This window comes from Parabacteroides sp. merdae-related_45_40 (assembly GCF_001915675.1).
Genome location: NZ_MNQY01000123.1, coordinates 25,941 through 39,507, shown reverse-complemented (window position 1 = coordinate 39,507; position 13,567 = coordinate 25,941). Strand labels below are relative to the sequence as shown.

Here is a 13,567-nt window from a genome sequence, read left to right as displayed (position 1 = left end):
ACCAAGGCTTGTGTAATCAAATTCCCTAAGATCTGATCGTCTTCGATGTATATGAGTTTGCTGTTCGTCATTTTCCTTTTTTTGTTTCAGAGAGCAAGATAGTAAAAACATCCTATATGATATAGGAAGAGGGAACCTCTTTTCATTTTAAACAAAAACAACATACCCCTCTCTTGTCAATCCCCTAATTATAACTACTTTTGTGGCTGAAGAAAAAGTAAAAACTAAAGTATGAAGAAGATTAGAGCTGCCATTGTTGGATATGGCAATATTGGAAAGTATGTATTGGAGGCCCTGGAAGCTGCTCCCGATTTTGAAGTAGCAGGTGTTGTACGTCGTAATCCGAATGATATTCCGGATGAATTGAAAGGATATGCCGTCACTGACGATATCACGAAGTTGGATAAAGTGGATGTGGCAGTTCTGGCAACCCCGACACGTAGCGTAGAGACTTACGCCAAGGAAATACTTTCTTTAGGCATCAATACGGTGGATAGTTTCGATATCCACGGTGGTATTGTCGATCTGCGCCGTTCGCTTGATGCTGTAGCGAAAGCTCATAATACCGTTGCTGTCATCTCTGCCGGATGGGATCCGGGAAGCGACTCTATCGTTCGTGCTTTGTTGCAGGCGATCGTTCCGAAAGGAATTACATATACGAATTTCGGACCGGGCATGAGCATGGGACATACCGTTGCCGTGAAAGCCATCGAAGGTGTAAAGGCGGCTTTGTCCATGACAATCCCGATGGGTACAGGCGTTCATCGTCGTATGGTTTATATCGAAGTGGAAGAAGGATATGATTTTGATAAAGTAGCTGCTGCCATCAAGGCGGACGACTATTTTGTGCACGACGAAACGCATGTGATCCAGGTTGACTGCGTGGACGACCTGAAAGATATGGGACATGGCGTGAATCTTGTTCGTAAAGGTGTTTCCGGTAAAACGCAGAACCAGTTGATCGAATTCGACATGAAGATCAACAACCCGGCTCTTACTGCCCAGATATTGGTTTGTGTTGCCCGTGCAAGTTTCAAACAGCAGCCAGGTGCCTACACGATGATCGAATTGCCGGTGATCGATATGCTTTATGGCGAAAGAGAAGACTTAATAAAAAAATTGGTTTAAATGAATTGACAGTGGATAATTGACAGTTAGGGAAGGAGCCTCATTCTCTTAAATTGCCAGTTGTCCATTGTCAATTATCAATTGATGTAATAATTATGCTTGATTTTATTACCTGGACGGCTGACCCCGCCATCTTTTCCATCGGTTCGCGTGAGATACGCTGGTACGGACTGGCGTTTGCCATCGGTTTCCTGATCGGTTACAAGATCGTGGAAAAGATGTGGAAAAGAGAGAAACTCAATCCGGCATGGATCGATTCCCTGCTGATTTATACGATGTTGGGAACAGTGATCGGTGCCCGTTTGGGGCATTGTCTGTTTTATGCTCCGGATTATTATCTGGCGAATCCGCTCGAAATTCTGAAGGTTTGGGAGGGTGGACTTGCCAGTCATGGGGGAACGTTGGGTATAATCATCGCCATCTATTTTTATTCTAAGCGGGTTAGCCATCGGAGCATGCTTTGGACATTCGACAAACTGGTGGTCCCTACCGGCCTTGTGGCTGCTATGATCCGATTGGGAAACCTGATGAATCATGAAATATACGGACATCCGACAGATCTGCCCTGGGGGTTTCGTTTTATTGAAAACCTGCATGCTTGGAAAAGAGGAGCAGCTCCCGTTTTTACCGCTCCCAGTCATCCTACACAACTTTATGAAGCCGCCAGCTATTTGGTGACTTTCGTTATTTGTATGTGGCTCTACTTCAAAAAAGATGCCTGGAAGAAGGAGGGGCTTATCTTCGGTGTATTTATGATTTGCGTATTCGGTTCGCGCTTCTTCATTGAGTTTTTGAAAAACGATCAGGAAGAGTTCGAGGCTGATATGATGCTGAATATGGGGCAATGGCTCAGTATTCCGTTCGTTTTGGCCGGTATCTACTTCGTATGGCGTGCCATGCGGCTTGGAAAAGGAATGAAGAAGATTTGATTTTTGATTTTCAACTTTTAATTTTTAATTTTCAAAGTGTATAAGTTAAAAGAAATAGCAGATAAAGTTTACTATGTAGGGGTAAACGACCGGCAAAAAGCTCTTTTTGAGAATATGTGGCCTTTGCCTTATGGTGTATCTTATAATTCCTATCTGATCGTGGACGAGAAAACGGTCCTGGTCGATACGGTGGATGTGTGTTATTCCGATATTTTCCTGAAAAAAATAGCGGATGCTCTTGACGGGCGTCCTTTGGATTTTTTGATCGTGAATCATATGGAGCCGGATCATGCGGGCAGTATCCGTTTGTTGCGCCAGCAGTATCCGGATGTCCAGATTATTGGAAACAAGCAGACTTTCGGCATGTTGAATGGGTATCACGGTATCTCGACGGGATTGTATGAAGTGAAGGAAGGAGACACCCTGAGTGTGGGCCGTCACCAACTGTCTTTCTATATGGCTCCGATGGTGCACTGGCCGGAAGTGATGGTCACTTACGATTCGACTGACAAAATCCTGTTCTCTGCCGATGCCTTCGGTACTTACGGAACGTTGGATGGCGGTGTGATCGACTCTGAAATGAATGTGGAACATTATTGGGAGGAAATGCTCCGTTATTATTCCAATATTGTCGGTAAATATGGAAATCCTGTACAGCGTGCTTTGCAGAAGTTGTCGGCTTTGGATATCCGGACGATCTGTTCGACTCACGGTCCGGTGTGGCGTGAATATGCAGCAAAAGCGATCGATATTTATGACCGTATGAGCCGTTATGAAGGTGAAGAAGGGGTGACGATCGTGTACGGCAGCATGTATGGCAATACCGAACAGATGGCAGAAGCGATTGCCGCTTCTTTGGCCGCGAACGGGGTGAAGAATATCGTCATGCACAATGTGAGCAAGAGCCCTGCATCTTATGTCTTGAAAGATATTTTCAAGTATAAAGGCTTGATTATCGGTAGCCCGACTTACAGTAACCGTCTGTTCCCTGAAATCGAATCGATTCTGGATAAGATCGAAACGCGCGAAGTGAAGCATCGTCTCTACGGCTATTTCGGCTCTTTCACTTGGGCGGGAGCTGCGGTGAAAAACTTGGCGGCATTCGGCGAGAAGATGAAATGGGAAGTTGTGGGTGTTCCGGTGGAACAGAAACAAGCTCTGAAAGCCGACAAGTATGAAGAATGCTGGGCTTTGGGAGAAGAAATGGCCAAGAAATTGAAAACTGAGAATTGAAAATGGAAAATTCTTGGTCAGAAAGAATAAAGGTATTACTTTTAGGAACGAAAGAACTAAATTAAAAAAAGCGTATGAGACTAATTATTGAACCTAATTACGAGCAACTTTCAAAGTGGGCCGCTAATTATGTGGCAGCCAAAATTAAGAAGGCGAATCCTACGGCAGAGAAACCATTTGTATTGGGCTTGCCTACAGGCTCTTCTCCCTTGGGCATGTACAAGAATCTGATCGAACTGAACAAACAGGGGGTAATCTCTTTCCAGAATATCATAACTTTCAATATGGACGAATATGTAGGTTTGCCGAAAGACCATCCTGAAAGCTATCATTCTTTCATGTGGAACAACTTTTTCAGCCATATCGACATTAAGCCTGAGAATGTGAACATCCTGAATGGAAACGCAGAAGATCTGGAAGCCGAATGCGCCGCTTACGAAGCAAAGATGAAAGCTGCCGGTGGTGTGGACCTGTTCCTGGGCGGTATCGGTCCTGACGGGCATATCGCTTTCAACGAGCCGGGTTCTTCTTTGTCTTCCCGTACCCGTGTCAAGTCTTTGACAACCGATACGATCATCGCCAATTCCCGTTTCTTCGATAACGATGTCAACAAAGTTCCGAAGACTTCCGTTACGGTCGGCGTTGCTACGGTATTGGATGCAAAAGAGGTGCTGATCATGGTGAACGGTCATAACAAAGCCCGTGCTTTGCAGCAGGCTGTTGAAGGTGCGGTAAACCAGATGTGGACTATCACGGCTTTGCAGATGCACCCGAAGGGTATTATCGTTGCCGACGAGGCTGCTTGTGCAGAACTGAAAGTCGGTACATACAACTATTTCAAGGATATTGAGAAAGACAATCTTTGTCCCTGCTCTTTATTGAAGTAAATTTTTATTATTCATAATAGTTTTGATTTAACATCGAAAGGCTGTGTCTGTGATAGATGCGGCCTTTCTTATTGGTTGAACATGTCCTTGTTGTAGAAGTTCATGATTGAAATCAGTTGATCGTGGGCGATTTGTGCGGGGCTGTCGGAGTTCAGCTCCATCGCCGTAAGATAGTTGTTCAGGGCCTGCCGGATATCCCCTTTTTTACGGTAGGCATTGCCACGTAAGTAATACGCTTCATCAGAAGATGTGTTTTTTTCTATGTATTCGTCCAACAAACGGATAGCTTCGTCTGTTTTACCGTCGGTAATGAGTTGTTTAATAGTTTCCATTTCGAGATTTATGATTTGTAATTTATGAATTATAGATGCCGATTTGGGCAGATAAAGTGCAAATTTAAATCATAAATCATAAATGATAAACCATAAATCATGGATTTTGTGTAAGTTTGCACCCGATTTCAAAAAGATAAGACGTTATTATGCAAAAGAATCTGGTAATAGTGGAGTCACCCGCTAAGGCAAAAACCATTGAAAAGTTCCTCGGAAAAGATTATAAGGTTATGTCGAGCTATGGTCATATCCGCGATCTGAAGACGAAAGAGTTTAGTATTGACATCGAGCACGACTATGCTCCGCAGTACGTGATACCGGCCGACAAGAAGAAGCTGGTCAGCGAACTGAAATCCGAAGCCAAGTCTGCCGAACAGGTATGGCTCGCTTCCGATGAGGACCGTGAGGGAGAGGCTATATCCTGGCACCTGTATGAAGTGCTGGGCCTGAAACCTGAAAATACCAAACGTATCGTCTTTCATGAAATTACCAAGAATGCCATTCTGCATGCTATTGAAACACCACGCGATATCAATATTAACTTGGTGAACGCCCAACAGGCACGTCGTGTGCTGGACCGTATCGTGGGATTCGAACTTTCGCCGATTTTGTGGCGTAAGGTAAAACCCGCATTATCGGCCGGACGTGTGCAGTCGGTGGCTGTGCGCCTGATTGTGGAACGGGAGCGGGAGATCAATGAATTTGTAAGCGAGGCGGCTTTCCGTGTGATTGCAAACTTTATCCTGCCTGACGGCACGACGGTGTTGAAAGCCGAATTGAACCGCCGCCTGAAAGACAAGAAAGAGGTGGAAGCCTTTTTGGAATCCTGTAAGAATGCTTCGTTTACGATTGACGATATCACGACGAAACCGGTAAAGAAATCGCCAGCTCCTCCTTTTACGACTTCCACTTTGCAGCAGGAAGCGGCTCGTAAGTTAGGATACTCCGTGTCGCAGACGATGATGATCGCACAGCGTTTATATGAATCCGGACTGATCACTTATATGCGTACCGACTCCGTGAACTTGAGCGATCTGGCATTAGGTACGGCGAAAGAGGCTATCTTCGAAACATACGGTGAGAAATATTATAAGTTCCGCCAATATCATACCAAGAGCAAAGGGGCGCAGGAAGCACACGAAGCGATTCGCCCGACTTATATCAGTAATGTGGAGGCAGGGAGTTCTTCGCAGGAAAAGAAGTTGTATGAACTGATCCGTAAACGTACGATCGCTTGCCAGATGGCGGATGCCGAATTGGAACGTACGACTATTTCGGTCGGTATCAGCGGACAGACGGAACGTTTTGTCGCTGTCGGCGAAGTGATCAGTTTCGAAGGTTTCCTTCAGGTTTATATGGAAAGCAATGACGACGATACGGAGAAAGAACAGGAAAACGGCCTGCTTCCTCCGGTAAAGCTCCATGAGATATTGTCATTGAAAGATATCGTGGCAACAGAGCGTTTCACGCAGCGTCCTCCGCGCTATACGGAAGCCAGCCTGGTTCGCCGCCTGGAAGAATTGGGCATCGGACGTCCGTCTACCTATGCGCCGACTATCCAGACGATCCAGAACCGCGAATATGTGGTGAAAGGAGATAAGGAAGGCGTGGAACGTGCTTACACAGTTGTTTCGCTGTCCAAGGGAAAGATCGAGGAAGCGGAAAAGACCGAGACCGTCGGGGCCGACCGCAATAAACTGATGCCGACCGATATCGGTACGGTAGTAAACGACTTTTTGATGGAGTATTTCCCGGATGTGTTGGATTACAACTTTACGGCCAGTGTAGAAAAAGAATTCGACTCGGTTGCGGAAGGCGAACTGGTATGGACGAAGGCCATCGATAAATTCTATAAGATTTTCCATCCGATCGTAGAGGCTACGGCTGCCGTTAAGACCGAACATAAAGTAGGGGAACGCGAGCTCGGTATCGATCCGAAGAGCGGCAACCCGGTGTTTGTGAAGATCGGCCGCTATGGTCCTGTCGTTCAGATTGGGGCGGCACATGCTGACGACAAAGAGGCGCCGAAACCTCAGTTTGCCTCTCTGATGAAAGGCCAGTCCATCGATACGATTACATTGGAAGAGGCTCTGAAACTTTTTGATCTTCCCCGGACGGTCGGTGAATATGAAGGCAAGGTGATGGTGGCGGCTGTCGGCCGTTTCGGGCCGTTTATCCGTCATGACGGTAAATTTGTTTCTATTCCGAAAGATTTGAATCCGCTGACGATTACGGCAGAGGAAGCAATCGCTTTGATCGAAGGGAAAAGGGTGAAAGACGAACAACGTTTTATCAAGAAGTTCGAGGAGGATCCGGAGATGGAAATCCTGAAAGGTCGCTTCGGTCCTTATATTTCTTATCAGAAAGCGAACTATCGTATTCCGAAAACGGTAACCGACCCGACAATCCTGACACTTGAAGATTGTAAAAAGATCATAGCCGAAGCTGGAGAAAAACCGGCTGCAAAGAAGACAACGCGTAAAAAGAAAGCTTGACAAAAAGCTTACTTATTATTGATTGCAAAAACAACTGTCATACTATCATGCTCTGCTCTTGATATTATGAATATCAATGTTTGTGTGAGATGATAGTAGGCATGATAGATGTTTTTTCAACTATCATGCTATCATAAAGACTGTATCTTTTTTACGCGTTTTATATAGCTTATTTTCATAAGAATAACTACATATTTTTATTGAGACCCGGATGTCGGCTACCTGCAGACCCGGGTGTCGATACCCGTCAGATGGAGGTATAAAAGGCTCTGATACGGGTATTTCAGGGAGAAGATCTAATGTCTTTTGTGTAAAAAAGTAACGTGTTCCGGCAAAAAAACCTTATGTTTTCCGGAAAACAGTCTGTTTTTAACTCTTTTGGAGTGTTTTTGTTTCGGGTAAAACGGCTAAAATGATGGTTAAACAGCTGATTTATGATAGTAGAATGATAGTTAAAAAGGAAACTATCATATCTGCATGTTATGATATTCAATCTTCACACAAGAAACATGATGGTATGATAGTTGTTTTTCAAATTTTTTTATTGTTGGCATATGTTTGTCTGTTGATCTATATTCATGATTTCATCATTATCTGCACTGAATTTTCCGTATTTATCAGGTGTTTATACAATCGACAATTTCCGAATCAAAGGCTTCTGAAAGGCATTCCTTCTCTATGAATTCTGGAGAAAGTTGTTTAACATAGTCAATGATGTGTGCCTTCAAACCGTAACTGCCCAATATATCTGTGATATCGCGTCCGTACACACGGCAAGTAGCCTCGTCGCCATAAACATCTTTCAATTCTTGGGCAGGCAAATGGCTTAGTTCACGCGTCGTATCGCCTTCAATAGTATCCACGATCAAGGCCTTTCCACCCGGACGCAGTACCCGATGTATTTCCTGCATAGCCTTTCTGTCTTCTGGGATACAATATAGAATATGGGAACAGATAAGCAGATCGAATGAGTTGTCTTCATAAGGCATTCGGGTCATATCTGCCTGGTAAGTAGCAACGTTCGGATTGAGATCTGCATCTATATAAGTCGAGACGTATGGCGAATTTTTCAGGAAATCTTTTAGTCCTTTTACCGGTGCGAAATGGAGTACGCGCATTGGCTGTATCCCGCTTTTGAATATCTCGTTTTTGATGTACATGCAAAGAATTCGTGTCCGTTCGAGAGAAAGGCAATGCGGACATTTGATATTCTTGCGTAATCCAAGATTACCGTGAGAGAGAAAACGGCGGGACGACTTGCCGCAACAGCAACATTCATATCGGTTACCCCATAGCAGTACTGCCTCTATTTTGTAAAGGGCGTAATGAAGGGCGATCCGCTGTTTCTCGCTCACGATTTTTCTGTATATGTTTTTGATCATAACTGCTGATCCGTTTCTTACATTCTCTCCGGAACCTCGATTCCCAACAATGACATGGCCGATTTGACAATCTTGGCTACGTTGGCGGAGAGGACAAGGCGGAACTCTTTTACTTCTTCATTCTCTTCGCGGAGGATGGAGAAATCGTGATAGAACTGGTTGTATTCTTTTACCAGGTCATAAGTATAGTTGGCGATGAGGGCGGGGCTGTATTCCTTTCCTGCTTCGCGAACGACGGAAGCGTAGTCGGCTATCATCTGGATCAGGTTTTCTTCCTTCTCGGATATGGTAGTCGTTGTCGGCAGCTGTTCGGGCAAAACGATGCCCTGTTCGGCAGCTTTACGCAGAACGGAACGGATACGGGCATATGTGTATTGGATGAACGGGCCGGTATTACCGTTGAAATCGATCGATTCCTTCGGGTTGAAAGTCATGTTCTTGCGCGGGTCCACCTTCAGGATGAAGTATTTCAAGGAACCGAGGCCGACCATGCGGGCGATGTTTTCGGCTTCTTCCGGTGTCATTTCGTCCACTTTGCCCAGTTCCTGCGAGATTTCGCGGGCTGTACCCACCATCTCTTCCATCAGGTCGTCTGCATCGACAACCGTTCCTTCGCGGCTCTTCATCTTGCCTTCCGGCAGTTCGACCATGCCGTAAGAGAAATGTACAAGGCCTTTGCCGAATTCAAAACCCAATTTATCCAACAGGATGGACAATACCTGGAAATGGTAGTTCTGCTCGTTTCCTACCACATAGATCATTTTGTTGATAGGATAGTCGTCGAAACGCAATTTGGCAGTTCCGATATCTTGTGTCATGTAGACGGAAGTTCCGTCGGCACGGAGCAGCAGTTTCTCGTCCAGGCCGTCTTTGGTCAGGTCTGCCCATACGGAACCGTCTTCACGGCGGTAGAAAATGCCTTTGTCGAGCCCTTCCAGCACTTTGCCTTTACCTTCCAGGTAGGTCTGTGATTCGTAATAGATCTTATCGAAGTCTACGCCCATCATTTTGTATGTCTCGTCGAATCCGGCGTACACCCAGTTGTTCATCATTTCCCAAAGAGCGCGTACCTCCTTGTCGCCGGCTTCCCATTTGCGGAGCATCTCGCGTGCTTCGGCCATCAGGGGAGAAGCGGCTTCGGCTTCCTCTTTCGTCATGCCTTTTGCTTCGAGGGCGGCAGTCTCTTCTTTCAGTTTGTTGCTGAAAAGGACGTAGAAGTCACCGATCAGGTGGTCGCCTTTCTTGCCGGCCGTTTCGGGAGTCACGCCGTTGCCCCATTTCTGCCAGGCGAGCATGGACTTGCAGATATGGATACCGCGGTCGTTTACGATGTTCGTCTTTACCACTTTATTGCCGTTTGCTTTCATGATCTCGGACAGGCTGTAACCCAATAGGTTGTTACGCACGTGTCCAAGATGGAGCGGCTTGTTGGTGTTGGGAGAAGAATATTCGATCATGACCAGCGGAGACTGTTCCGTTACAGGGATGATCCCGTATGACGGCTGGCCGTTGATTTCGTTTAATAAATCGATCCAGCAGGCACAGGCGATGGTCAGGTTGAGGAATCCTTTGATTACATTGAATTCGGCTACAGCCGGTTCATGCCGGAGCAGGTATTCGCCAATTTCCTGGGCAGTCTGTTCCGGAGATTTCTTCGACATGCGGAGGAAGGGAAAAACAACCAGAGTCAGATGTCCTTTGAACTCTTTCTTTGTCTTTTGCAGTTGTACCTGGTTGGCTGCCACATCGGCGCCATACAGTTCTTTTATGCCGGTAATGATAGCACCGGTAATCTGTTGTTCGATAACCATATTCGTTTAGTATATGTTCGGATTTATTTTGCCTGCAAAGGTACAGGTTTATTTTGTAAAAACCATAAGATTGGTGTGGGTAGGAAAGAGATAACTATGATTTGATAAAGTAACCGGCATGCAATAAAAAAGGCATTCCGATTGCGGAGTGCCTTTTTACTTATTGAGAGTGTAAGACTAATTTACTTGATGATTTCTGTCAATTCGGCGCCAGCTTTGAATTTAACTGATTTGCGTGCCGGGATTTCGATTGGTTGTTTAGTCTTCGGGTTAACACCTTTGCGTGCAGATTTTTCAGCAACAGAGAAAGAACCAAAACCTAAAAGGGCCACTTTGCCACCTTCTTTTAATTCACTGGATACTGTTTCAACAAAAGCTTCTACAGCTTTCTTTGCATCAACTTTGCTTAAACCGGATTTTTCCGCTACAGCATTGATAAATTCTGTTTTGTTCATGATGGTTTGATAATTAATATATTAAACAATATTTGTGATAGCCTAAAAAGTCGGTGTCAAATGTAATTCTATTTTGATATATCGCAAAGAAAAAAAGAGTTTTTTTTATTGATTTACTATGTTTTAGTGCTATTTTGTCAGAAAACTGCCGAAATATATATACCTTTGTCCTTAAATTGTAAATATATGATGAATCAAAATAGTTCGGGATTCCTGAGCAGTATCCCGATGGTTACGAAAAACCTTATCATTATCAACCTGTTGTTTTGGGTAGCGAGTCTTGTTTTACCTAAAGTCGGGATTGATTTAGTCCAGTTATTCGGACTGCACTTTCCGGGTGTGAAGGATTTCTATCCTTTCCAGTTTGTGACTTATATGTTCATGCATGATACCCATTCGTTTGCGCACGTGTTTTTCAATATGTTCGGTGTGTATATGTTCGGACGCGTGCTGGAGAATGTCTGGGGGCCGAAGCGCTTCCTGATTTTTTACATGGTGACGGGTATCGGGGCGGGTATTACGCAGGAACTGGTTTGGCTGTATTCCGTCCATTCCTTCGCAAGTGCGAACGGGGTTACTCTGGTACAGTTGGTTGCAGGAGATCCTTCATTGAACTATCTGATTACGATCGGTGCTTCTGGTTCCGTGTTCGGTATTTTGCTGGCATTTGCCATGTTGTTCCCGAATGTTCCGCTGTACCTGATGTTCATCCCTATTCCTATCAAGGCAAAATATTTCGTGATCTTTTACGGATTGGCCGAATTGTTTATGGGTGTCGCTAACAACGGTGGTGATTCCGTGGCGCATTTTGCCCACCTGGGCGGTATGCTTTTCGGTTATTTCCTGGTTCGGTATTGGAAAAAGAAAGATATAGACAATGGGCGATATTTTTACTAATCTCAAACGGACTTTCAATTCCGGCAACATCCTGGCAAAACTGATTTATATCAATGTCGGGCTATTCGTCATTATACGGTTGGCAAGTGTGATCCTGATGCTGTTCAATCTGGGCGGTTTTCCGTTTTTGCAGTATTTGCAAGTGCCTTCGTCTCCCGAATTGCTTTTGTACCGGCCGTGGACGATTATTACTTATATGTTCACGCATTTCGACTTTCTGCATATTCTGTTTAATATGCTGTGGTTATACTGGTTCGGCGGTTTGTTCCTTACTTTTTTCAGTGAGCGGCAATTAGGCGGCCTGTATCTGTTAGGAGGTATTGCCGGGGCTGTCTTGTTTCTTGTGGCATACAACATATTCCCTTATTTCCGTACAGTTGCCGCCTATAGTTATTTGATGGGAGCGTCGGCTTCGGTTATGGCCATTGTGTTTGCCGTCTCTTTCTACCGGAAAGATTTGGAGATCGGCTTGTTCCTGATCGGGAGGATCAAGTTGATTTATCTGGCCTTGTTTACATTTGTGATAGACTTGCTGGCTATTACATCGACGAATGCCGGCGGTCATATCGCCCATATCGGCGGGGCGTTGTTCGGCATCTGGTTTGCCGCCCGGATCAAGGAAGGCAAAGATTTGACGGCTCCTATGAACCGCTTACTTGACTGGGTGGTGAATCTGGGAAAACGGAAACCCAAGATGCGTGTGACTTATAAACGTCCGGAGACCGATTATGAATATAATGCCCGTAAACATCGGGAAACAGTCGATCTGGATGCAATATTGGATAAATTAAAACGTTCCGGTTACGAAAGCCTTTCGGCAGAAGAAAAGAAAAAACTATTTGATGCCAGCAAAAAATGAGCGAGCGGTTTAAAGCGATCAGGATTCTGTTTAAATCTGTAGTCGGTACTGCCAATGTGATAGTTATTCTGCTATTCATTGCTTCGGCCTTCTCGGACAGAATTTCACCGGACAGGAGTGTGTTCTTCTCTTATCTGGGGTTGGGATTTCCTGTGTTTTGCGTTTTGAACCTCTGTTTTGTTGTTTATTGGCTGTTTCTTTGGGAATGGCGGTTTGTGTTGGTCGGACTATGTTCGTTCCTGATCTGCCGGGGGCCTGTAACCCGTTATTTCCCTTTCCATGACAGAGTGGACGATATTCCGAAAGAGAATGTACTGAAAGTCTTGACTTATAATGTCATGGGATTCGGTTATAAAGGCCATACGGAAGATGCTCCGAATCCGATCATACGGTATATTGCGAATTCCGGTGCGGATATCGTATGTCTGCAGGAATATGCAGTAGGTACTTCCAAGAACTTTTTGACGAATCAGAAGATCGCCAATGCCTTGAAGATGTATAGGTATCGCTCCATTATCCCGATCGGAACCTCCGGTACGCTCAAATTCAATATAGCCGTATTTTCCAAATATCCGATCTCCAAATCCCGTAAGATCAAGTATGACAGCTCTTTCAACGGCTCGTCCATTCATGAACTGGATATAAGAGGAAAGAAGTTGACTTTGATCAATAACCACTTGGAGTCTTTCAAGCTGACGATGGAGGACCGGAGCCATTATTCCGCATTTATCAAGAATCTGAATTCCGAAACGCTCGATGGTTTGAGAAGTTCCATCGAACAGAAGTTGGGACCTGCATTCCGGATACGTGCCCGTCAGGCGAGAGCGGTTGCCGAAGAAATCAAAAAGATCGATACCGATTATGTATTGGTCTGCGGTGACTTCAACGATACGCCGATTTCCTATGCCCATCGTACGATCCAGGGGCCGTTGAAAGATGCTTATGCTGCTTCAGGCCGTGGTGTCGGGGTCACCTATAATGAAAACTTCTTTTGGTTCAGGATCGACAACATCCTGCATTCAGCCAATATGAAACCGATCAACTGCACGGTCGACAAGGTGCGTTATTCCGACCATTATCCGTTATGGTGTTACTTGCAGTTGAAAGAGAATGATTGAAAATGAAAAATTCCCCTACACAGGAAGCCGTAGTTTCTCGT

12 protein-coding genes are annotated in these 13,567 nt (G+C 45.0%); 8 read left to right on the top strand and 4 right to left on the bottom strand.

Annotated features, from left to right (window positions below):
* The first annotated feature begins 231 nt into the window (after nt 1-231).
* The 4 genes from BHV83_RS16975 (at nt 232) to nagB (ending at nt 4,177) form a co-directional block, all read left to right on the top strand.
* Nucleotides 232-1,128 (top strand): diaminopimelate dehydrogenase, encoded by an 897-nt coding sequence (locus BHV83_RS16975; RefSeq protein WP_122122466.1) that lies wholly within the window; start codon nt 232-234, stop codon nt 1,126-1,128.
* Nucleotides 1,129-1,223: 95 nt separating this feature from the next.
* Complete coding sequence (gene lgt, locus BHV83_RS16970) at nt 1,224-2,057, top strand: prolipoprotein diacylglyceryl transferase (RefSeq protein ID WP_005637495.1); 834 nt, start codon at nt 1,224-1,226, stop codon at nt 2,055-2,057.
* 36 nt (nt 2,058-2,093) lie between these two features.
* The gene (locus tag BHV83_RS16965; RefSeq protein ID WP_055284701.1) at nt 2,094-3,290 is read left to right on the top strand and encodes an FprA family A-type flavoprotein; all 1,197 of its coding nucleotides are present in this window, start codon (nt 2,094-2,096) and stop codon (nt 3,288-3,290) included.
* Nucleotides 3,291-3,364: 74 nt separating this feature from the next.
* A complete protein-coding gene (gene nagB, locus BHV83_RS16960; RefSeq protein ID WP_122116059.1) occupies nt 3,365-4,177 on the top strand; it encodes a glucosamine-6-phosphate deaminase in 813 nt (270 codons plus the stop codon).
* A gap of 68 nt (nt 4,178-4,245) precedes the next feature.
* Here the strand turns inward: nagB and BHV83_RS16955 are convergent, their stop codons facing one another.
* Nucleotides 4,246-4,509, bottom strand: coding sequence for a tetratricopeptide repeat protein (locus BHV83_RS16955; RefSeq protein WP_005637489.1), 264 nt, complete (start codon nt 4,507-4,509; stop codon nt 4,246-4,248).
* 149 nt (nt 4,510-4,658) lie between these two features.
* On the opposite strand from BHV83_RS16955, the gene topA reads away from it, so the two are divergent.
* Entirely contained in the window at nt 4,659-7,004 is a 2,346-nt protein-coding gene (gene topA, locus BHV83_RS16950) for a type I DNA topoisomerase (protein ID WP_122299720.1), read from the top strand.
* Nucleotides 7,005-7,621: 617 nt separating this feature from the next.
* Here the strand turns inward: topA and BHV83_RS16945 are convergent.
* The 3 genes from BHV83_RS16945 to BHV83_RS16935 all read right to left on the bottom strand — a co-directional run bounded on the left by BHV83_RS16945 (nt 7,622) and on the right by BHV83_RS16935 (nt 10,652).
* On the bottom strand, nt 7,622-8,359 hold the full coding sequence (locus BHV83_RS16945; RefSeq protein WP_182433530.1) for a class I SAM-dependent methyltransferase: 738 nt from the start codon (nt 8,357-8,359) through the stop codon (nt 7,622-7,624).
* A gap of 44 nt (nt 8,360-8,403) precedes the next feature.
* A complete protein-coding gene (gene argS, locus BHV83_RS16940) occupies nt 8,404-10,197 on the bottom strand; it encodes an arginine--tRNA ligase (protein ID WP_005647013.1) in 1,794 nt (597 codons plus the stop codon).
* Nucleotides 10,198-10,379: 182 nt separating this feature from the next.
* A complete protein-coding gene (locus BHV83_RS16935) occupies nt 10,380-10,652 on the bottom strand; it encodes an HU family DNA-binding protein (RefSeq protein ID WP_005637478.1) in 273 nt (90 codons plus the stop codon).
* A 186-nt stretch (nt 10,653-10,838) separates the two neighbouring features.
* On the opposite strand from BHV83_RS16935, the gene BHV83_RS16930 reads away from it, so the two are divergent.
* The 3 genes from BHV83_RS16930 to BHV83_RS16920 are packed head-to-tail and all read left to right on the top strand — an operon-like array spanning nt 10,839 to nt 13,526.
* Nucleotides 10,839-11,549 (top strand): rhomboid family intramembrane serine protease, encoded by a 711-nt coding sequence (locus BHV83_RS16930; RefSeq protein ID WP_005637476.1) that lies wholly within the window; start codon nt 10,839-10,841, stop codon nt 11,547-11,549.
* On the top strand, nt 11,530-12,408 hold the full coding sequence (locus BHV83_RS16925; RefSeq protein ID WP_005637474.1) for a rhomboid family intramembrane serine protease: 879 nt from the start codon (nt 11,530-11,532) through the stop codon (nt 12,406-12,408). The genes BHV83_RS16930 and BHV83_RS16925 overlap by 20 nt, the downstream gene beginning before the upstream one ends.
* Nucleotides 12,405-13,526, top strand: a complete 1,122-nt coding sequence (locus BHV83_RS16920; RefSeq protein WP_005637471.1) for an endonuclease/exonuclease/phosphatase family protein — start codon at nt 12,405-12,407, stop codon at nt 13,524-13,526. Before BHV83_RS16925 ends, BHV83_RS16920 begins: the two co-directional genes overlap by 4 nt.
* Nucleotides 13,527-13,567: the final 41 nt, after the last annotated feature.